At 48.8% G+C, this 19,501-nt stretch carries 21 protein-coding genes; 8 read left to right on the forward strand and 13 right to left on the reverse strand.

Translation table 11 applies throughout. The features are described 5' to 3' along the window. Positions 1 to 14: 14 nt before the first annotated feature. Positions 15 to 236 (reverse strand): hypothetical protein, encoded by a 222-nt coding sequence (locus AC5YB3_RS13480; RefSeq protein ID WP_006079786.1) that lies wholly within the window; start codon positions 234 to 236, stop codon positions 15 to 17. Between the two features lie 81 nt (positions 237 to 317). Here AC5YB3_RS13480 and AC5YB3_RS13485 point away from each other — a divergent pair, with 81 nt between their 5' ends. From AC5YB3_RS13485 to azoR, 6 genes are all read left to right on the forward strand, one after another. Then, positions 318 to 1,289, forward strand: coding sequence for a virulence factor BrkB family protein (locus tag AC5YB3_RS13485; protein ID WP_006086585.1), 972 nt, complete (start codon positions 318 to 320; stop codon positions 1,287 to 1,289). Positions 1,290 to 1,325: 36 nt separating this feature from the next. Then, positions 1,326 to 2,291, forward strand: a complete 966-nt coding sequence (locus AC5YB3_RS13490) for an alpha/beta fold hydrolase (RefSeq protein WP_494525500.1) — start codon at positions 1,326 to 1,328, stop codon at positions 2,289 to 2,291. Next, positions 2,288 to 2,893 carry a hypothetical protein gene (locus tag AC5YB3_RS13495; protein ID WP_115335715.1) on the forward strand — a complete coding sequence of 202 codons (606 nt, stop codon included), beginning with the start codon at positions 2,288 to 2,290 and terminating at the stop codon, positions 2,891 to 2,893. Before AC5YB3_RS13490 ends, AC5YB3_RS13495 begins: the two co-directional genes overlap by 4 nt. Positions 2,894 to 2,910: 17 nt before the next feature. Then, entirely contained in the window at positions 2,911 to 3,348 is a 438-nt protein-coding gene (gene dtd, locus AC5YB3_RS13500) for a D-aminoacyl-tRNA deacylase (protein WP_011982175.1), read from the forward strand. 159 nt (positions 3,349 to 3,507) lie between these two features. Continuing rightward, positions 3,508 to 3,963 carry a thioesterase domain-containing protein gene (locus AC5YB3_RS13505; RefSeq protein ID WP_432370387.1) on the forward strand — a complete coding sequence of 152 codons (456 nt, stop codon included), beginning with the start codon at positions 3,508 to 3,510 and terminating at the stop codon, positions 3,961 to 3,963. A gap of 159 nt (positions 3,964 to 4,122) precedes the next feature. Continuing rightward, a complete protein-coding gene (gene azoR / locus AC5YB3_RS13510; protein ID WP_445782533.1) occupies positions 4,123 to 4,719 on the forward strand; it encodes an FMN-dependent NADH-azoreductase in 597 nt (198 codons plus the stop codon). A 154-nt stretch (positions 4,720 to 4,873) separates the two neighbouring features. On the opposite strand, the gene AC5YB3_RS13515 is transcribed toward azoR, so the two are convergent. From AC5YB3_RS13515 to AC5YB3_RS13525, 3 genes are all read right to left on the reverse strand, one after another. Beyond that, positions 4,874 to 5,059 (reverse strand): hypothetical protein, encoded by a 186-nt coding sequence (locus AC5YB3_RS13515; RefSeq protein WP_432289180.1) that lies wholly within the window; start codon positions 5,057 to 5,059, stop codon positions 4,874 to 4,876. A gap of 75 nt (positions 5,060 to 5,134) precedes the next feature. Further along, positions 5,135 to 5,458: a rhodanese-like domain-containing protein gene (locus AC5YB3_RS13520; RefSeq protein WP_012586539.1), complete on the reverse strand. Its 324-nt coding sequence runs from the start codon at positions 5,456 to 5,458 to the stop codon at positions 5,135 to 5,137. Positions 5,459 to 5,603: 145 nt separating this feature from the next. Then, a complete protein-coding gene (locus AC5YB3_RS13525) occupies positions 5,604 to 6,179 on the reverse strand; it encodes a helix-turn-helix domain-containing protein (RefSeq protein WP_445782532.1) in 576 nt (191 codons plus the stop codon). Positions 6,180 to 6,343: 164 nt separating this feature from the next. Between AC5YB3_RS13525 and AC5YB3_RS13530 the strand changes: the two genes are divergently transcribed. Continuing rightward, the gene (locus tag AC5YB3_RS13530; RefSeq protein ID WP_445782531.1) at positions 6,344 to 7,531 is read left to right on the forward strand and encodes a benzoate/H(+) symporter BenE family transporter; all 1,188 of its coding nucleotides are present in this window, start codon (positions 6,344 to 6,346) and stop codon (positions 7,529 to 7,531) included. Between the two features lie 52 nt (positions 7,532 to 7,583). On the opposite strand, the gene AC5YB3_RS13535 is transcribed toward AC5YB3_RS13530, so the two are convergent. Next, positions 7,584 to 8,039, reverse strand: coding sequence for a GNAT family N-acetyltransferase (locus AC5YB3_RS13535; RefSeq protein WP_445782530.1), 456 nt, complete (start codon positions 8,037 to 8,039; stop codon positions 7,584 to 7,586). 608 nt (positions 8,040 to 8,647) lie between these two features. Here AC5YB3_RS13535 and AC5YB3_RS13540 point away from each other — a divergent pair. Then, positions 8,648 to 9,481 (forward strand): metal-binding protein, encoded by an 834-nt coding sequence (locus tag AC5YB3_RS13540; protein WP_494525501.1) that lies wholly within the window; start codon positions 8,648 to 8,650, stop codon positions 9,479 to 9,481. Between the two features lie 681 nt (positions 9,482 to 10,162). Here AC5YB3_RS13540 and AC5YB3_RS13545 read toward each other — a convergent pair. The 8 genes from AC5YB3_RS13545 to AC5YB3_RS13580 form a co-directional block, all read right to left on the reverse strand. Further along, on the reverse strand, positions 10,163 to 10,906 hold the full coding sequence (locus tag AC5YB3_RS13545; RefSeq protein ID WP_268650115.1) for a hypothetical protein: 744 nt from the start codon (positions 10,904 to 10,906) through the stop codon (positions 10,163 to 10,165). A gap of 28 nt (positions 10,907 to 10,934) precedes the next feature. Continuing rightward, positions 10,935 to 12,194 (reverse strand): beta-ketoacyl-ACP synthase, encoded by a 1,260-nt coding sequence (locus AC5YB3_RS13550; protein ID WP_259515747.1) that lies wholly within the window; start codon positions 12,192 to 12,194, stop codon positions 10,935 to 10,937. Next, positions 12,195 to 12,920 carry a 3-ketoacyl-ACP reductase FabG2 gene (locus tag AC5YB3_RS13555; protein WP_338726031.1) on the reverse strand — a complete coding sequence of 242 codons (726 nt, stop codon included), beginning with the start codon at positions 12,918 to 12,920 and terminating at the stop codon, positions 12,195 to 12,197. 154 nt (positions 12,921 to 13,074) lie between these two features. Further along, positions 13,075 to 13,611 carry a hotdog family protein gene (locus AC5YB3_RS13560; protein ID WP_370452680.1) on the reverse strand — a complete coding sequence of 179 codons (537 nt, stop codon included), beginning with the start codon at positions 13,609 to 13,611 and terminating at the stop codon, positions 13,075 to 13,077. Position 13,612: 1 nt separating this feature from the next. Further along, a complete protein-coding gene (locus tag AC5YB3_RS13565) occupies positions 13,613 to 14,812 on the reverse strand; it encodes a beta-ketoacyl-[acyl-carrier-protein] synthase family protein (RefSeq protein ID WP_494525502.1) in 1,200 nt (399 codons plus the stop codon). Between the two features lie 49 nt (positions 14,813 to 14,861). Beyond that, the gene (locus AC5YB3_RS13570) at positions 14,862 to 15,650 is read right to left on the reverse strand and encodes a DUF3261 domain-containing protein (RefSeq protein WP_494525503.1); all 789 of its coding nucleotides are present in this window, start codon (positions 15,648 to 15,650) and stop codon (positions 14,862 to 14,864) included. A gap of 4 nt (positions 15,651 to 15,654) precedes the next feature. Next, positions 15,655 to 16,944: an NAD(P)/FAD-dependent oxidoreductase gene (locus tag AC5YB3_RS13575; RefSeq protein ID WP_494525504.1), complete on the reverse strand. Its 1,290-nt coding sequence runs from the start codon at positions 16,942 to 16,944 to the stop codon at positions 15,655 to 15,657. Between the two features lie 23 nt (positions 16,945 to 16,967). Further along, on the reverse strand, positions 16,968 to 19,499 hold the full coding sequence (locus AC5YB3_RS13580) for an MMPL family transporter (RefSeq protein ID WP_494525505.1): 2,532 nt from the start codon (positions 19,497 to 19,499) through the stop codon (positions 16,968 to 16,970). Positions 19,500 to 19,501: the final 2 nt, after the last annotated feature.

The following is a 19,501-nucleotide window of genomic DNA, read 5'->3' on the forward strand; positions in this document are numbered from 1 at the left end:
TGAGTGAATTGAAATTAATCGGCCTTAAATCGAGCCGCATCGATAATGCTCCACAGATGAAAGATAGCACCTATTACCGCGGGCACAATTAGCCACCAGAGTGCATAACCCACCACTGTGATAATGAAAAATAACAGTGCGGCCATAATGCGGCCTTGTAATAGTTGGCCTAACCCAGGGAAAAATAGGCTAGCAATAGCGGAAATAACGTTACCCGCAGATCCTTGTTGAGACATCAATTCACTCCTTAGACTTGTAAATTAAGTGTTTATTGTACGAAGATAACGAGTCTATACCAACAGAATCAAGAGAAACCCGTGACTAAGAAGATAGAACTGGCACAAATTCGCGTCTTATTCCTCGGGATCTGGCACTTCCTGCTGCATTTAAGGCGGCGTTTAGTGGAAGATCAGATCAATATCCGCGCCGGACATTTGGCCTATGTCACGCTATTGTCACTCGTGCCTATGGTGGCAGTGACTATGTCTATGCTGTCGGCTTTTCCGGTGTTTAAAGGCATTCGTGGGCAGATAGAAGGCTTTGTTTACGAAAACTTTTTACCCGCTGCTGGCGACACAGTGCAAGTGTATATCAATGAATTTGTGGGCAATGCGTCTAAGGGGACAGCCGTCGGGATCGCGGCCTTAGTGGTGGTTGCCATTATGCTGATTTCCGCCATCGACAAATCACTGAATAACATTTGGCGCACTAAAGAGAAGCGTTCCGTGGTGGTCGCATTTTCAATGTATTGGATGGTGCTGACGTTAGGGCCGGTATTGGTCGGGGCGAGTTTGGTCGCATCCTCCTATGTGATTTCACTGAAGGTGTTTGAAGCTGAAGCTTTATCGGGCATGTTGCCGATTTTTATTGCGCGCTTGCCCATGTTGTTTTCAGTTGCCGCATTCTTGCTGTTATACATGGTGGTGCCGAATCAGAAGGTGAAGTTTTTACATGCGTTATTGGGGGCGATTGTGGCCGCGCTCTTATTTGAGTTAGGTAAAAAAGGCTTTGCCCTGTACGTGACTCAGTTTCCAAGTTATGAAGCCATCTACGGCGCGCTCGCGACGATCCCCATAGTGTTTGTCTGGGTGTATTTATCGTGGATGATAGTGTTGCTCGGCGCGGAAATTACCGCGGCTATGCCAGAATATTTAGATTATGAATCGAGCTCAGATGACGAAACGGCCCTGAATGCCAAACCATTAGCAGATGCCAGCCAAGGTGATTCGTCGTCAGTATTAACGTCGGCAGAGGTGACGGCACTCAAGGCCGTGGCGAAATCGGAATGACATCCCTAAACGGTTAAGTAATGGCGATAACACTTAATGCCTGAATCAGTGCCTGAATCCTTTCCCCCTTTTATCCGCCGCGACTGGTTTAGCGTTGGCAATGGTCAGCAATTACATCTGGCACAATACGGAAATCCTCAAGGTATCCCGCTGTTGTATTTGCACGGTGGTCCGGGAGCGGGTTGTGATATCGGTGATTTAGCTTTATTTAATGGCGAACAATATTGGATTTTGCTGTTAGATCAACGAGGTTCTGGACAATCCTTGCCCTTTGGCGATTTAGCCCATAATCATCTTAATGGTTTGATCTGCGATATGGAGGCGATTCGCCTCGCGTTAGGTATTGAGCGCTGGTGTTTAGCGGGCGGCTCCTTTGGGGCCACCTTAGGCTTAATTTACAGCGGATTATTTCCCGAACGGGTGATAGCGCAAGTGCTGTGGGCGTTATTTATTCCCTCTAAAGAAGGCATAGATTGGCTCTATGGCGCTGACGGCGCGGCAAAATTGCAACCTGCGGCTTATCGACTCTTCAGTGGTAATGCGCCCGTTGAGCCATCGCTGACTGAACTGCTGGATTTATATCATCAAGGTTTGGCATCGGCCGATGAAAACCTGCGGCACCATTTTGCGCGGCGTTGGGTTCAGTGGGAGCTAAAGCTCGCGGGGGCGAGATTGGTGTTGCCAAGACAGTTACCCGACCCAGCATTAGCGTTAGCTGATATCGAATTGCACTTTGCTCGGCATGATTACTTCAATGCCATGACTGTGTTGCAGCGCGTGACGCCTAGGGTGAAGGCGCGTAGTGTGTTATTGCAAGGAATGCAGGATGCGATTTGCCCAGCGGCGCTATTGCGCGATTTTGTGGCTGGGCTAGAGCATGCTATTACGATTCAATCTGTTGCCGACGGCGGACATATGCTCAATAGCGAGTCGTTGTTTTTGGCGGTCACAGCAGAAATCCATGCTATGTGGTCGTGGATACATCAAAGGGAAATACAATGAAAACATTGCTCATCAGTGCCAGTTTACTCGGATTAACTGCCTGTGCCGCCACGGCGCCCTCGCAAACCAGCGCGATTGACCCAGTGGTGGCTCAGGAGAACGTGAGTGCACCCGTCGCGCCCAAAGTCGTTGAACTGGGTGGATTGACCAATGACGCTGCCGCTGAGCGCTTGTATCAAGCGTTGATTAACGCGAACTACTTGGCCACCAAAGTTGCACCGACGAAAGTCGCGGTGCAGTTTGGCGATAACCAGTTTTTGCTTGAGCCGAGTATTAATTCTGCGGGCATTGACCGTATTTTAATGAATCGTTTCTATGCCGTGCATCCGCAATTACAGGCTAGCCAAGAGCTGCCTGTGGTGATTGGCACTTTGAATCAGAAGCTTAATTTTGCCAAGTTCGTGTTGCTGGACCAAGGCGCTGTGATCCAAATACAAGGCACAGTCACCTTTGCCGATCGTGTTGAAATCGAAGAGTTACGTCGTTTTATGCTGTGGACCAATGGCGGTTTGGCACAAGTCGCGCAATCCCTGCCAGATGGCATCGATCAATATATTCGTCCTATCCCGCTCATGCAGCAAATGGTTCCCGTTAAGCCTTAATCTAAAAAGGAAAAGTTGTGATTGCGTTAATTCAAAGAGTGAGCCGCGCCAGTGTGGTTGTCGATAATCAAACCATAGGTGCAATCGATAAGGGTCTGTTGGTACTCCTGGGCGTCGAGCAGCAGGATACCCGTGAGAAGATGGAAAAACTGGCAACTAAAGTGATGAGTTATCGCGTGTTTTCCGATGAAAATGGCAAGATGAATCTCAACCTAGAGCAAGTCGGTGGCTCTTTGTTAGTGGTGTCGCAATTTACCTTGGCCGCCGATACGGGCCGTGGCTTGAGACCGAGTTTTTCGGGCGCCGGTACGCCGGATCAAGCCTTGGCACTGTATGAAGAGTTTGTCGCATTTTGCCGCGCTAAGGGCGTGACCACAGAAACCGGACAATTCGGCGCCGATATGCAAGTGTCCTTAGTCAATGATGGCCCTGTGACTTTTAATCTGCAGGTGTAGCTTCTTATCGCACGAGTGATTGCGTTAGCTATTACGTTAGCTATTACGTTAGCTATTACGTTAGCTATTACATTAGTCATCGCGTGGTTTTTCTGGGGGATAGAGTGTTGAACTTATTCGGTGTTAGCTGTGAAGAGGGTTGTATCGAGGTAAATGCACATGGATGAATTACTACTTACTCAATTACTCACTCAGTTACGCCAGACGTGGCACAGTACTATTCCTGTTAGCGAATTTATGCAGATTGCGCCACTCGATTACAGCGAGGGTGAGTTTCGAGTCACTGCGCCGATAGCGCCCAATATTAATCTGCATCAGACCATGTTTGCCGGCAGCATTTATACCTTGATGACCTTAACTGGCTGGGGCGCTGTGTGGCTGAACCAGCAGTTAGCTGGCGTTGCGGGTGACATTGTGCTCGCCGATGCCCATATTCGTTATCTCGCTCCAGTGACTTGTGACCCTGTGGTAACAGTGCAATGGCCAGATGTGGATCTCAGCCCGTTGCAAAGGGGGCGCAGAGTTAAAGTGAAGTTAGCTGTGCAATTGTATTGTGATGCTAAGCTTTGTGCGGTATTCGAAGGTCTGTATGTCAGTGCGCCGAAAGCGAGTTAATTTATAGCGCGTCGCAACAACCTATAACCTTTCTAAAAAATCGAAGTGAATCTCAAATTTTATCCACTTTATTTCTTTTTTATGGGCGAATACACTAGCGTCATAGAGTTGAGATATTCCATCTGACTCTGAGTCATTTACCTATTTTCGGAGCAGATTATGTCTAAAGTCTTAATTTTAAAATCAAGCATTCTTGGCGGTTATTCACAATCTGCCGTGTTAATTGACCACTTAGCTAGCCACTGGGAAAACCAAGGCGCCGCTATCACAGTACGTGATTTAGGCGGTAAAGACGTGCTGCCTATGGTAGACGGTGAAATCGCTTCTGGTTTACGTGGTGGTGCAGAATTGTCGGCACGTCAGCAAGAAATGCTCGCATTATCAGATACCTTAGTTGCTGAATTAAAAGCGAACGACACTATTGTTATCGCAGCACCTATGTATAACTTCACTATTCCGGCTCAACTTAAAAACTGGATCGATTTCATTGCCCGCGCTGGTGTGACTTTTACTTACACTGAAACAGGTCCAAAAGGATTAGTGGAAGGTAAACGCGCTGTGTTAGTGACGACCCGTGGCGGCGCTCACAAAGATGGCCCAACGGATCACGTTGTACCTTACTTGAAAACGGTTTTAGGCTTTATTGGTATCACTAATGTTGAAGTGGTTTACGCCGAAGCGCTGAACATGGGTCCTGAAGCACACGACAAAGGCATGAGCGCAGCGAAACACAGTATCGATCAGCTGAAGGCTTAATCGTTCTGTTGCTTTAGTTGAGTCATTTGATTTAGCTGAATAAATAATGCCAGCCTTTAATAGGCTGGCATTTTTGTATGTCCATTTAAGCTAAGCACGCTTGGCTTAAGTGGTTAGGTTTGAGCTACTAGGTTTAAGTCTCAGGCATAGCCGTTTATTCGCAAAGGCTGCAGCCTTTAGTAAGGGTGCTAGTCTCAACATAACGCACCTTAGTGCTGGCTTTATCGCGGTTACGACTGATGCTAAAGCGTGCAGGGCGTTCAGTTTCATGCGGCTTTTCAGCAGGGTTAACCTGTGTGGCTTCAAACTGTAACGCTTTGGCATGATTCGTTTTATGCATACATCACCTCGCAGATATCTAAACCATCACAACATACAGATTGGTGAGATTGGCGCTGAACAACCAAGGTTTAAATTAGCTTGGTTGGCAGCAGACTAAATCTTTGAGCGAACCACCATTCACCACGCAGCCAAAACCATTGGCCTTGAGGATATCGCAGCCTTTTTGCGCTCGAATACCCGCGCCACAGTAGAGCACGAAGGGATGTTGTTTATTGTCGACTTGATGCAACCATTGGTCGAGCGTTGGCAATGGCACATTAATGGCTTGGGGCAAATGACCGGAGGCAAATTCCTCTGGTGAACGCACATCAATCACCCGTGCGCCTTGCTCAATCAATTGCCAACACTTTTCGCCCGAGTGGCTGCCGGATAACTTAGCCAGTAAAGATTGAAACATAGCATTGCTCCTACCATTAGAAAATTTTCAATAAGTTTATTCTAATGAATTGGCGAGTGCAAGCGTTGCAAATTATCATAGTGAAGGGTTTGGTCTTTGGCCGTGCAAGAGCCCGAACTCGGCATTACTGGCATTAGATAAGCTGCTACAAGCTAGATTCACAGCCTCGTTGATAGTGAATGATGTCGTGGAATACCACGGCTTGCTCGTTTAGATTGCGATAGCCATGGGGTTTGTCGGCCGCAAATCGTACCGCTTCACCTTGCTTGAGCGTTTGCCACTGTCCATCGACTAACACTTCCATAGTGCCGCTTAATACAATGACATGTTCAGTGACGCCGTCTTCATGGGGCTCAGAAAGCCGCTCATAGTTTGGCAGCAGGGTGAGTTCAAACATCTCAAAACCGAAACGGTCTTCAAAGGGAAAGAGTGAGGCGACTAGCATGCCGTCGGTGGCGGGTTGTTGGCGTAATTCGTCGGGTTTACGGAATACTGCGCCTTGGCTCTGGGGCGTGGGCTCGAGAAAGGTCGAAAGAGAGATATTGAATCCACTGGCAATTTTCCACAGCGTCGCAATGGTTGGGCTAGATTCGCCGCGCTCGATTTGTCCTATCATGGCCTTACTCACGCCCGTCTCTTGGGCGGCTTTATCTAAACTCCATCCCTTTTGATTACGCAGTGCTTTAAGCGTGGTGGCGAGATAGCTGTTTATCGTCTGCACAATGGCCCCATCATTTTTATGAAAATTTAGTTTGTACGTTATAACGCACAGGTGCTATCTTGTCCATCTCGTACGTTATAGCGCACAAAAAGCGATCTTGTTCATTTTATAAGTTATAGCGCACAAAGTAATGGCGACATCAATTGCAGAGAAAGGGAGTGGATATGTGGCGAGATGCAGGGGGTTTATCAAAAATATCAGCGGGATTTATTGCGGTATTAGTGGGTTATAGCAGCTCGGCTGTGATCATCTTTCAAGCGGCTGAAGCTGTGGGGGCGACACCTGCACAGATTAGTTCGTGGCTGTGGGCTTTAGGTGTGGGCATGGGCGTAACCAGCATAGGGTTATCGCTTTACTACAAGAATCCTATTCTAACGGCTTGGTCGACACCGGGCGCGGCGCTGATGGTGACCAGCCTTGCAGGGTTGAGCGTCAACCAAGCCATAGGCGCTTTTCTGGTGAGTTCGATTTTAATCACTCTTTGCGGGGTGGCAGGCTGGATGGATAAACTGATCCGTATCATGCCGCAGTCAGTCGCTTCAGCCATGTTGGCGGGGATCCTGCTGCAATTTGGCCTAGGGCTATTTCAGGCGATGCAAACCCAGCTGAGCCTCATATTAATCATGCTGTTGGTGTTTGTCGTCGTTAAACCTTTTGCGCCGCGCTACATCATCTTGCTGACGTTGCTGGTGGGCATAGGCATGAGCTTTCAATTAGATTTACTCAAGTTAGATGCCGTTCAGTTGCAACTAGCGATGCCAGTGTGGACCACGCCTGAGTTTTCGTTGGCGAGTGTAATTGGCGTGGCGCTACCGCTGTTTGTAGTGACTATGGCCTCGCAAAATATGCCTGGAGTTGCTGCGCTGCATGGAAATGGCTACAGGCCGCCAATTTCACCTTTGATCACCAGTACAGGGCTAATCGGGGTAATTCTGGCGCCCTTTGGCGGTTTTGCTTTTAACTTATCCGCCATCACAGCGGCTATCTGCATGGGGAAAGAGGCGGATCCGAATCCAGCGACCCGTTACTGGGCGGCAGTGTGGGGCGGGGTGTTTTACTTTATCACTGGGTTACTCGGCGCCACTGTGGTCGGCCTGTTTTCCGCTTTCCCGAAGGAATTAGTACTGGCCATCGCCGGATTAGCGCTGCTCGGCACTATCGCCAATAGCCTTACCGCCGCATTAGCTAAAACCGAAGATCGCGAAGTAGCGGTGATCACTTTCTTGGTCACGGCATCAGGTTTTAGTGTGCTGGGTATCGGCAGCGCATTTTGGGGGTTGTTACTTGGGTTTATCATCCATTGGTGGAACGGGCACAGAGCTGCAGCTGTGGTTAAGCGAGCGAATACTTAACTGCATCAAAAGCGCCTTAGAGATGAATTTCAAAGACTAAGGCGCATGTGTTTTAGATTTTCTTCGTCATAAACACGCTATTGGGGTCGAGTTGGTAGCCGTCGAAGGGGCCACAGATTTCAAAACCAAATTTGCAGTAGAGCATGCGAGCTGGGTTGAAGAAGTCCATCGAACCTGTCTCTAGACTGAGGCGTTTGATGCCAGCACTTTTGGCATCGTTAATTAAGTGCTGCAATATTTTAGACGCTATACCTTGCTGCTTATAGGGCGCGGCGGTGCGCATGGATTTGATCTCGGCGTGCTCGGTATCTAACCATTTTAGTGCACCGCAGCCCGCTAAATTGTTGCCATCCCATAGGGTCCAAAAGCGAATATTGGGCTGACGCAGGCCATCAAGATCTAATGCGTGAACGCTTTCAGGCGGTGAAGTTGCCCGCATATCGTTGAGGTGTTCCGTTAAAAGTGCTGCGATTTCAGGTCCTTTTAGATCATCTAGTATAATTTTCATCGTCTTTCTCAAGATTGAAACTCCCTCTTTTGTTGCTTGTCCATCATAGTGTTATCGCGTTTCGTTGTTTTTAGCGTTAAAACGCTGCGGGGGATAAGCAAAGGGTAGGCCAAGAGTTTTTAGCTTTAGCTAAAGCTAAACACAGAATCAAAGTCAAAGTCGTGGGGCTTCACCCCACACCCGACCAAGGAGGACTGCTCGTCCTATCCTCCTTGGATTCTCCAAGACGCCCCTTACGTAGTTGAAATCCCCTTGGGCAATTAGCGTCCTTATGCTATCGCGTCAGACGCTCGTCCCTGATTCGACTGACGCTATCTCGGCCTCCATGCCTCGATCACGCAACGAACGCTAATGCCCTGCGGCAACTCCGAGGGGGTGGTGTATTCCTGAGGCTATAGCGTGGTTGGTCAATTGTTAAGGAGTAAAAGTTATGTCTGTCAGATCTTTTGATGTGTTGGCTTATGCATATAATTTAAGTGTTATTCATCAATCATTGAAAACAAAAATTGAATCGCTAGTTAGGTTTTTTCTCTTTTAATGTGTGTTCTATCTTTCTTGAACAGTACCAGTTAAGTTACTCGAGAAAATGTCATAGCAAGGGGGCGGCAATGGGAAAATACAGTCGGTCAATATCTGAAAGAATCGCTCATACAAAGATAACCCAAGGATATTGTTTAATATGTGGGAAATATGGAGTACTGACATTTGATCATGTACCTCCGCAAGGCAGTATAACTATAACTAAAGTTGAACAGCGGCACATAACTGAAACGGCAGGTTTTGTTTCGGGAAATGGTGTCAAGGGTATTGAATCAAGCAATGGAAGCAAATTCAAAACACTTTGTAAAACCTGTAATGGCCTTCATGTTGGTGGTGATAATGATACGGAGATCGCTAGAGTATGTAAGTTATTAACTTCTAAGATAAAGGACTATTTCAACATACCAACCAGCCCCTATACTGAAATCAGTGTTGAGGTTGATGCTATTAAGTTTTGTCGAGCTATGATTGGGCACATATTGGCAGCGACATCGGTAAAGGAATGTAAGGTTGAACCAGAATCTACCCCATATTTTGACCCATTAAAGAGATTTGTGTTGGGTGATGACGATGCTTTGGTCGACACTCATGAAATGTATTATTGGTTTTATCCATCAAGCAGGCATGTCAGTGCTAAAAATATCGCTTTTTTTAATGAGGGTAATCTTGCTATTTCGAGTCATTTACATTTCTTTCCGATTGCATTTATGGTTACAGAGAAGAATAAGGGGATCTTTCCTTGGCATGCTAGAGAGTTTCGATTGGATGATACCGTCCTTCGCATCAACATGTCGTCACAAGGATTACCCTATGCTGAATTCCCATTTCATGGACTACACGGTAACCAGATGATGTTCTTAGATGGCTCAACAGCGATTGTTAGCTATCCTGTGGGACAGTGAGATTAAATAAGAGATTGGATAGGAGAACTTTTTAGATTTTTCAGGTTGAAGTTACCGACACACCAATTTCCTGCGAAGTTGTCGCTGGGCTTTGGAATAAATTGCGTGAGTCAGGACATGGATAATGGAATGGACTCATCACTTTAAATCTGCTTCGCAATGGAATGGGCCACAATATAGTTGCTAAAACTCATCAGAAAGAGGACGAGCCCACCTATGAGGATTACTGCAATCGGTTTAGATATTGCAAAGTCTGTTTTTCATTCCTTAGACATGAGGCTGTATATAATTCTGTGTTAGCATGAAATTTCAAGGGATCTGCCATTTGTTAATTGTTCGTTCTAGTCTTTTGAGCTTAAAGGTTACGCTGATGCTCGAAAGGCAAATAATGGTGATTGGTGAGACGACCGTCCGCCCATGGACGGGGCTCGAGCATCCAAGGATGGACTTGAACAACATCCGTGTTTAACTGTCTCTTCGCCTTCCGTAACTCTCGTTTATCAACTTAGATTTCACATTGTCGTGAGTGATTACCATCGCAAGCCTGTATAGGCAATTTCAGCAAACGCTAAGGCCAACAGTAAATTTTCTTTTAATTTAAAAAGTGATCCAAATGGATATAAAAATGGCCGAGGATAAGCTCGGCCATGATTTTTTTTATTAAGCGTAAAACGGGCTGGTTTAATAGAATTTCTTCAGGTAGCTAGCCGCGTATTTTTGCAGTTTTCGGTTCGAATTTGTGGTCGCAATATTCTCAATCACATCGCGGTAAGCGGTATTCCCCGAACTAGCTAGCGCTTTTGCCATGTTGGCATAGGTATCGATAGCGAGTTTGTCATCGGCCATTAAGCGTGGCGTTTTTAATTCGTTACTGAGGATGGCTAGGATAAAGTCATCGTACTGACGATCATCCATAATGCGTTTAGCCGCTAGGCGCATTAACTCTAAATCATCGCTGCGTAGTGCATTGGCAAAGGCATTATTTTGCTGACTTTGGTCGGCAGCATATTGGCTTTTATCCCCAAGAATGGTATTCCACTTTTTATATTGCGCTAGATTTTCATTGGCTTGAGATGCGTATTTTTTGAGTTTTTTGTGATAGTTGCCATTCACAATGCTGTTGATGGTTTCGCTGTACTTGTCGTTACCCGAGTAGGCTAAGCCTTTGACTAACCAAGCACTGTAGTCGATGGCATTTTTTTCAGTCGCTTGGGGTAAAGAGGCAAGCAGTTTAGCTTCGAGCACATCGTAAATTGCAGGATCGGATAAGCCTGCAAGGCTTAAGGATTCGATGGCTTGTTTCTGCTTAAATTCGTTGTCGCCCTTAAAGACTTCTTGGTAGGTTTCTACCGTGTATTCTTTGGCAAACAGTGGCGCGGTTAATAAACTGATGCTCAGCAGCATCCCTGCAAACAGTGGTTTCATTGCTATGTCCTTATGTGGGTTTTAGGTGTTATCTGGTCCAGCGTTTAAAAATCAGCGAGGTATTAATGCCGCCAAAGGCGAAATTATTACTCATCACATAATCCGTGTCGATCGGGCGCAGTTCGTTACGGATATAGTCCAAATCGGCGCACTGTGGGTCGATATTCTCAAGATTGAGTGTTGGCGCAAACCAGCCCGCATTCATCATCTCAATACTCACCCAAGCTTCTAACGCACCGCATGCGCCTAAGGTGTGGCCCGTGTAGCTTTTAAGGGATGAAATTGGCGTCTCCGCGCCAAACACTGCTTGAGTCGCGTGACTCTCAGCAATGTCACCACGGTCGGTTGCTGTGCCGTGGGCGTTCACATAACCTATGGCGCTAGGCTCAAGCTGCGCATCTTTGAGGGCTAATCTGATGGCGATTTCCATGGTCTGCGCATTCGGTTGGGTGACGTGTTGACCGTCGGAATTTGTGCCAAAACCGACTAACTCAGCGTAAATCTTGGCGCCGCGCGCCTTGGCGTGTTCGAGCTCTTCGAGCACCAGTGTACAAGCCCCCTCGCCAATGACGAGGCCATCGCGATCTGCATCAAAGGGGCGTGGCGTGAGTTCGGGCGTCGAGTTTTTAGTGCTGGTAGCAAACAGGGTATCGAACACAACAGCTTCGGTGGGACAGAGTTCTTCACCGCCGCCCGCCAACATTAAGGTTTGCTGACCGTATTTGATGGCTTCATAGGCATAACCTATGCCTTGGCTCCCCGAAGTGCATGCGCTGCTGGTGGTGTGAATTCGGCCCTTTAAGCCGAAGAAGACGCCAACGTTCACCGCTGTGGTGTGCGCCATCATGCGGATATAGCTAGTGGCGGTGATGCCCGACATATCGCCCGTTTTCAGCATATCGCCAAAGGCGGTAATAGGATCGGTACTGCCCGTGGATGAACCATAGGCGATGCCCATTTCACCTGAGGATACGATAGGGTCATCCAACAACCCCGCATCGAGTAAAGCCAGTTCACTGGCGCGGGTCGCCATAATGGAAACCTTGCCCATGGAACGAATTTTCTTGCGCGAATAATGGCTTGGCACTTCAAAGTCAGTAATTGGCGCGGCTAAACGGGTGTTAAGTCCGTCGTATCTATCCCAGTCACTCATAGTGACGACGCAGTTTTTCTGCGCCTTAAGGCTCGCCGCTATCGTCGGCCAATCATGGCCTAGGGCGGTAATCCCGCCAATGCCTGTGATGACCACTCGTTTACCCAAGTGCGTTTGATTTGTCGCCTCGCTCATTTAGATCATGCCTCCATTGACCGATATCACTTGGCGAGTGATATAGGCGGCATCGTCAGACATTAAAAATGCGGCTAAGGCTGCGATTTCATTGGGTTTACCCATACGGCGCATTGGCACTAATTGCTCGACCATGTCCTTAGGGATATCGGCCACCATGTCGGTTTCTATCAAGCCCGGGGCGATACAGTTGACGGTAATTTTGCGTTTTGCCAGTTCTAATGACAGTGCCTTAGTCGCGCCGATAATACCCGCTTTGGAGGCGCTGTAATTCACTTGGCCACGGTTGCCCGCAATCCCAGATACCGAAGCTAAAGTGATGATACGTCCACCTTTGCGGCCTTGTACCATAGGCATCACGCAGGGATGGATCACATTATAAAAGCCGTCTAAGTTAGTGTGGATGACGCTGTCCCACTCGCTTTCTGTCATAGCGGGAAAGGCGGTATCGCGGTTGATGCCGGCATTGAGGATCACGCCATAATAGGCACCATTAGCCTCGATATCGGCTTCGATGGCAGCTTTGACTGTCGCGCGTTCGGCGACATCAAATTTGAGCAGGCTCACATTGACTCCAAGCGCGCGAACTTCAACGGCAGTGTCATCGGCCGCCGTTTGATTGCTGTGGTAATGCAGGGCGATATCGAAGCCTGCTGCGGCCAGTTTGAGGGCAATGGCTTTACCTATGCCGCGGCTCGAACCTGTGACTAATACTCTGTTATTCATCTATTTTCTCCACCCCATTTTATCTTTAGGAGTCGGTATGGGGTTTCATGTATTTATGGTAAAAGGCTGCTTGCTAAGGCGCTTAATGTAACGCTTTTTATCGACAGGCTAATTCAGTTTGCTGCGATTGCATGGTCTCAGCATTGCCTCGATATTAGTGTCCAAGGCTTCTATTGCCCGCGTCTTGATTTCCATCAAGGTAGGCTTGCGTGTCTTGAGGTTGGAACACATTCACATTCGCTGTGGCGACTAAGATTTTCTCTTGTTCGCTTCCGGCTTCGGGCAGCAGATAAATCTGGCAATCGAATACCGCTAATCCCGACTCCTCTTGATAGAGACGGTTTACCTGGGTGCGATAGGTGCGCCCGAGTTCATATTGCTTGGCATGTAGCGCTAATTTGCGCGACCCCAACAGAAAACCCACGCGGATTTTATCATTGCGCAGCTTAGCTTCTACTCCGGCCAGTGCGGCAATACTTTGGGCCATATATTCGATACCCACATAATTGGGTACGGCTTGATGTTTATCGTCGAAATAGGGGCTTTTCGGCGTGATCGTGACTTCGGTAACTAAGGTATCACGTTGATAAGAGATGATCTTATCGACCAAGATCATCGGCGCCCTGTGGGGGATGAAATCGGCAATATCCTGCTCGGCAAAGGGTAAATTGAATTGAATAAAGGGCATCATTTTAGGCCTCGTTACGGCAAAAAATCAGGCTGGCATTGCTGCCGCCAAAGGCGAAGGAATTACTCATCACATAATTAAGTGCACCTTTTGCGGCGACTTGATGGCGTTCGACTAAGGCAATGGACGGGTCCTGTGGATCGACTTGTCCGTCCCATTGATGGGGTGGCAGGGCTTGGCCGTGATTATGTGCCGAAAGCAATAAATAGCAGAAGGCGGCTTCAATCGCGCCAGCGGCACCTAAGGTATGGCCGACTAAGGGTTTGGTCGAGCTGCAGGGTGGTGTGTTGACGCCAAATACTTCAACCACAGCGCGGCTTTCCATCGCATCATTTTTAGGTGTCGCTGTGCCGTGTAAGTTAATGTAACCAATGTCTTGTGCCGCAATATTTGCATCTTGCAAAGCCGCTTGCATGGCGGTGATTGCGCCAACGCCTTCGGGGTGTGGCGCCGAAATATGATGGGCATCGCTCGACTCGCCAATGCCCGCTAGCATCACATCGGACTCGCCCGCCGCCAGCACGAATAAGGCCGCGCCTTCGCCAATATTGATGCCATCACGGTTGATACTAAAGGGATTGCAGTGGCCTTTGGATACAGATTCCAAAGCATTAAAACCATTGACTGTCAGTTGGCACAAACTGTCGACACCGCCAACAATCACCATGTCACAGAGGTTAGCGCTGAGTAAACGTTTGGCACTGGCAAAGACTTTGGCGCTGGAGGAACAGGCGGTTGAAATCGTGTAGCAAGGGCCATCTAGCTCAAAATATTGGCGTAAAAAGTCGCTAGTGCTGCCGAGCTCCTGCTGGAAATAGTGGTAATCCGCCGGAAAGTGGCCGTGTTGATTGCGATAGCTCAGGGCCGCTTCACCTTTAGAAATCCCCGAGGTGCTCGTGCCTAGCACAACGCCAATGCGGGCATGACCCAAATCCCGTTTCGCTTGTTCAATCGTGGCGGTAATTTGCTGCGCCGCGCATAGGAGTAACTGGTTATTGCGGCAATCGAACTGAATGAGCTTTGCAGGAATTGCCGGTAGCGCAGCTGTCACTGGCGCAACTAAGGTTGGGTGCTCGAACAGGAGTGTGTCACTGCGCTGTATCGCGCTGGTATCGCCCGCGATCAGGCGGTCTAAAACCTGCTGGGGATCTTGCCCTAGCGGGGTACACAATCCAATCTGTGTAATGGCTACTCTGTTCATCATAGCGTATCGTTTTTTTACCATGGCACAGCGAAGTGCGGGTGTTAAAAGGTTAAATAGGTTCGATTTCTAGCTCAAACTTGGCCTGCGGCATAGTTAAGCTGATGTGGGCTTGCCATAGGGCATCGCCGACATTTTGTTGATAACGGATTTGCACCACATGGGTTTGCAGGGCGCTTTTACTGATCAAGGTATCTTGGCTATAGATCTGACGACAGGGGATTGTATTTACTCGGGTGTCGACAAGCGTGTCACTCTGATTTTCCCCAACCGTATCGCAAAGGCCTGTCACTAAATGGCCACCTTCCAAATGGGCGCGAATACTCTGCTCAGGCCAATAGATCAGTTGCATCATCGCCATTAAATACTCGGCTTTAAAATTGTCGCCCAGCAGCACACTTTGCTCACTGCTGAGTGTATTCCCATCATAAACCAAGGTAAACAAAGCCTGTCCGAGTGGCGCTAAACCCACGAGCGTCATGCGCTCGCCCTCTAACTCCAATTGAGTGAGCAGTTCGTGGGACTCTTTACCCACTTTAATACTGACTTTTTGGCTAAAGGACTGGGGTGAAGATACGCCAGTATTGCTGTCGGTTTGCTGACTCGCCATGATGGCGGGCTTGGTTGTAGGCTCAGTCGTGGGCTTTATCCTAGGCTTAGTCAACGGCTTATCGGTCGCGGGAGCAAAGTTATGTGGCAGTGGAGCCAAACAATAACGCATATCCTTAGCGAGTCCGACACAGGTCTGCCTGAGCAGCAGTTCACTACAGCCCGTCAGCCCAAGGCTTGCGAGCAGCAGGGCGGGGATCACTAACCATTTAGCGTTAAGGTTTAGCGGCATGCGGTTAGACCTCTGCGAATGCTGGAGTGGCGGCTGGGTTTCGGCACAGTTCGACTATCATGTTCAGGCGGCGCTCCGAGTCTTTAACGAAGGGATTATTTGTATCCCAAGCATAGCCCGCCAGAATAGAACAAATCATCTGCTTGATACGCTCGTTCGGTTCTTCATAGAAGATCACGTCCTGAAAGCGGCCATCATACCAAGCTTGCACATAGGTACGAAAGGCATTCACGCCCTGCATCAAAGGCGTTGAGTAATCGGCTTGCCAGTCAACCGTGTCGCCATTGAGTTGTTTCGTCAGGCATTTTGCAGCCATAGACGCCGATTGCATGGCGATAGTCACACCGGAGGAAAACACAGGATCGAGGAACTCGCCCGCATTACCCAGTAGGGCGAACTTGTCGGTTGCAAGGCGTGACACATTGGCGGAATAACCTTTGAGCGTGGCGCATTCCTGTACCACTTTAGCGTTTGCCAGCAGGGCTTTTAGCCCTGGTTCTTCATTGACTATGCTCATCAATTGTTGCTCAAGCGAACCTTGTAAACGCGCGAGTAACTGCGGCTCAGCCACCACGCCGAGTGAACAACGGCCATTGCTAAAGGGAATAAGCCAATACCAAATGTCCTTATGTTCAGGGTGGACACTGATCAAAATCTTATTACGATCGAAGCTAGCATCGCTGATGTTGTCTTCCACATGCGTAAAGATGGCGCTGCGCGGTGGCAGGCAAGACGGACTTTCTAAGTTGAGCAAACGGGGTAATACGCGACCAAAACCGCTGGCGTCGAGCACATATTGGGCATTGATTTGATAACGCTCGCCCTGTTCATTACGCACCGTTAAGCGTGGGTTCTCGGTTAAATCTATCGCCTCGACCGTTTCGCCGTAGCGGATGTCGACCCCTTGGCTTTGGGCGGTATCGGCTAACAGTTTATCAAAACTGGCGCGCTGCACTTGAAACGTGGTGCCCGGCCCAGGAGTAAATTTATCGGTAAAATCGAAGGTGGTGTAAGTCCCATTGCGACGAAAGGCGGCGCCATTTTTATGTTGGAATCCAGCGGCATTGAGCGCATCTAACATGCCCGCCTCTTCGATAAACTGCATGCAGCAGGGCAGTAAACTTTCGCCGATGGAGAAGCGAGGAAAATGCTGTTTTTCTAACACAAGCACGCGCTTGCCTTGCTGATGTAGCAGGCTGGCAGCGATGGCGCCCGAAGGCCCTGCGCCGATAATAGCCACATCGACATCAAGTGAATTTGGTATAGCTGATAAATCGTGAACCTGTGTAGACATGTAAAATACGTTCCTTGTAGTCATCAGGACTTTTTTGTCGTTAGAAGCTGATTGGTGGTTAAAGCCAGTGTTGTGGTCAAAATCAACGGCGAAAGTAAAAAGGTAAACCCTATGCCCAGCGACAGGGTTAAACCAAAGTAGTGAATCGCTTGGGTCTGGCTAAAGGCAAGTAAACCAAAGGCCAATAGGGTCGAGCAGGCGGACATAAACACCGCCATCATCACTGCCTTGCCGTGGTTCTGGGCTGAGGCAAAAAACAAGCTGTAGTCTATCCCAATCCCGAAAACTAAAATGAGCGCGAGTGCATGGAACAGACTCAGTGGTGAGCCCGTTAAGCCTAAGGTTGCAAGCGTGAGCAAGGCCGCAAGGGCCGGCACGGCAACCACAACCGCCGCTTTTTTAAAGCCGAAATTCAGGCTAAACAACAAGAGTGCGATGCCAAGTGCAAGGGCTAACAGCTTTAGGGTTAACAATCGGTAATGGCCCATGACGGCTGAAATGTCCGCCACCTTATCGACAAGTTGTACGCTTTCATCATGGGCAAAACGCGCCTTAAGTGCATCGATTTGCTGAATGCCACCAAGGAGGACTATTGCACCATAATCAGCTCCATAATCGGCACCCTGAACTGCACCGTGATTCGCGCCATGTTCCGCGCTCGCCCCATCATCATTTAGCGCGCCATTGCTGACTGGACTGTTAGCCTCATTCGGCGCGAGCCACAGCGGCGCGAGTTGCTTGCCGGCCCCTAGCGTAAAGAATGCAGCAGGCGTGATGTACTCTGTTTTCGCGGCCAAATAGGCGGCTTGCAGTTCTGGCTTTAGATTTTCATCCAAACCAAGGCTTGTGAGCACAGTATCTATCTGAGTTTGATAGATTTTGCCCTGTAAGTGGTAAGCCGTGTCTTGTTTTTGATGGCTGGGCAGATACCGGCTGAGGCTGACATAGTTGCCTAACTCTTGGTTTGTTATGGCGGTATCAAGCATGGGTGACACTCGCTCAAGCTGTTGCAGCAGCGCTTCTTTATTCGGTGCGCGCACCAATAAGAATTGATTGTCTGTGCCGCCACTGAGTAACTGGCGTAGCTGGTTTTCTGGCTCAGTCACGCTCGCAGGGCTTTGTTGCAAATGGCGAATATCGTCATCGACGGTTAACTTTGTTACGCCAACCAGACACCAGACTAGTATCACCAAAGCAAACATGCCCATGCCTAACGGCGTGGTAAATCGTTTCGATAACTGAGTGAGACAGGCAAGGTAAGTCCCTGCGAGCGCTAACGGGCGGGAGCCTTCAGGCAAACGACTTCCTGCTAACAGTGGATAGGCGAGAATGAGGGTGAGATAGGCCCCGAGCAAACCCGCGGCGCAGAAAATCGCGACTTGCTGCATGCCGGGAAACGGTGCTAAACCTATGCCGACATAAGCCAAAGCGCTAGTGATAAAGGCGAGTGTCACCGTTGGGAAGATATACGCCACTGTGGCCTTTGCGCTCCGCTCTGTATCGCTTAAGCGCTCGCAGTAAAAATGAAAACTGTAGTCGATGGCAATGCCAATCAAGCTAGTGCCAAACACTAAGGTGAGTAAATGCAGCTCGCCAAACACACTTAAGGTAAAAGTCACTGCGAGCAACAGCCCGCTGGAAATAGTGACAATCGCCAACAGTAGCGGCATCACTGAGCGAAACGCCAACCAAACTAAGGCTATCACCCCAAGTAAGGATGCTAGGCCGAGGATCGATATTTCACTCTTAGCCGTTTGCGTTGCCGCAAGGGCATGAAACAGGGCGCCAGCTTTGAGCACGGTAATATCTGGGTAGCTTTGTTTAACGGCATCCAATCCTTGGGTTAATGCCGTCATCTGCGCTAATTGCGCATTGGGATTAAAAGCGCTTTCTCGCCCTTTTGCCATGACGACCGCGGCAACATTATCGCCTTGATTCGCGAGCAGTATCCCTTGGCTGGCTCTGACTTTTGAACTCGGCGCGAGGGCGAGTAAATTGGCTGGGAATAACAGCAGCGGATCTTGGGCGAGCAAGTTGCTATTGGCGTAACTAAAGGCGTTGTAAAGCTGCGCTGTGGCCGCCTCAATCAGACTTTCAATATTTTGGCTGGCTAACGCTTCAGCTTGCGGCGCTGTCAGTAATTTAAATCTGTGGGGGAAATAGAATTGCCCTAGCGCTTCACCGAGCTGCATATCGGCGCTGCGAATATCGGTTAGCGCGCCTTGCTTACCCCTTGCAACAAGGTCAGTTTCAAGCTTTTGCATCAACAGCTTAGCCGCAGCGATTGCCGTGGTTTCATCCTTGGCGACGAGCGCAATATAGACTTGGTCAGCGAGCGTGGCTTCAACTTGGTTAAGGGCGCGCTCTGTGAGTTTATCCTGCTGTAAATGCGGCAACATGGCGAGAATATCGCTCTGCACCCGTGCGCCGTTTTGCCAAAGTTGCAGCGTCCACAAACTTGCTGACAGCATCAATAGCAACCAAATGGCGAGGCGCCACTTGGGGGAAGATTGCATCAAAGCTTGATTGGCGCGCGCGCCGAAGTTGGAGGCCATGG

Source organism: Shewanella sp. 1311, assembly GCF_059338235.1.

Bases quoted from the DNA above. Each gene is read 5' to 3' on its own strand.
- AC5YB3_RS13530 (WP_445782531.1), top strand. From the start codon at position 6,344: ATGTGGCGAGATGCAGGGGGTTTATCAAAAATATCAGCGGGATTTATT.
- AC5YB3_RS13505 (WP_432370387.1), top strand. From the start codon at position 3,508: ATGGATGAATTACTACTTACTCAATTACTCACTCAGTTACGCCAGACG.
- AC5YB3_RS13570 (WP_494525503.1), bottom strand. From the start codon at position 15,650: ATGCCGCTAAACCTTAACGCTAAATGGTTAGTGATCCCCGCCCTGCTG.
- AC5YB3_RS13555 (WP_338726031.1), bottom strand. From the start codon at position 12,920: ATGAATAACAGAGTATTAGTCACAGGTTCGAGCCGCGGCATAGGTAAA.
- AC5YB3_RS13520 (WP_012586539.1), bottom strand. From the start codon at position 5,458: ATGTTTCAATCTTTACTGGCTAAGTTATCCGGCAGCCACTCGGGCGAA.
- AC5YB3_RS13540 (WP_494525501.1), top strand. From the start codon at position 8,648: ATGGGAAAATACAGTCGGTCAATATCTGAAAGAATCGCTCATACAAAG.
- AC5YB3_RS13565 (WP_494525502.1), bottom strand. From the start codon at position 14,812: ATGATGAACAGAGTAGCCATTACACAGATTGGATTGTGTACCCCGCTA.
- AC5YB3_RS13535 (WP_445782530.1), bottom strand. From the start codon at position 8,039: ATGAAAATTATACTAGATGATCTAAAAGGACCTGAAATCGCAGCACTT.
- azoR (WP_445782533.1), top strand. From the start codon at position 4,123: ATGTCTAAAGTCTTAATTTTAAAATCAAGCATTCTTGGCGGTTATTCA.
- AC5YB3_RS13580 (WP_494525505.1), bottom strand. From the start codon at position 19,499: ATGGCCTCCAACTTCGGCGCGCGCGCCAATCAAGCTTTGATGCAATCT.
- AC5YB3_RS13495 (WP_115335715.1), top strand. From the start codon at position 2,288: ATGAAAACATTGCTCATCAGTGCCAGTTTACTCGGATTAACTGCCTGT.
- AC5YB3_RS13480 (WP_006079786.1), bottom strand. From the start codon at position 236: ATGTCTCAACAAGGATCTGCGGGTAACGTTATTTCCGCTATTGCTAGC.
- AC5YB3_RS13545 (WP_268650115.1), bottom strand. From the start codon at position 10,906: ATGAAACCACTGTTTGCAGGGATGCTGCTGAGCATCAGTTTATTAACC.
- AC5YB3_RS13515 (WP_432289180.1), bottom strand. From the start codon at position 5,059: ATGCATAAAACGAATCATGCCAAAGCGTTACAGTTTGAAGCCACACAG.
- AC5YB3_RS13560 (WP_370452680.1), bottom strand. From the start codon at position 13,611: ATGATGCCCTTTATTCAATTCAATTTACCCTTTGCCGAGCAGGATATT.
- AC5YB3_RS13490 (WP_494525500.1), top strand. From the start codon at position 1,326: ATGCCTGAATCAGTGCCTGAATCCTTTCCCCCTTTTATCCGCCGCGAC.
- AC5YB3_RS13575 (WP_494525504.1), bottom strand. From the start codon at position 16,944: ATGTCTACACAGGTTCACGATTTATCAGCTATACCAAATTCACTTGAT.
- AC5YB3_RS13550 (WP_259515747.1), bottom strand. From the start codon at position 12,194: ATGAGCGAGGCGACAAATCAAACGCACTTGGGTAAACGAGTGGTCATC.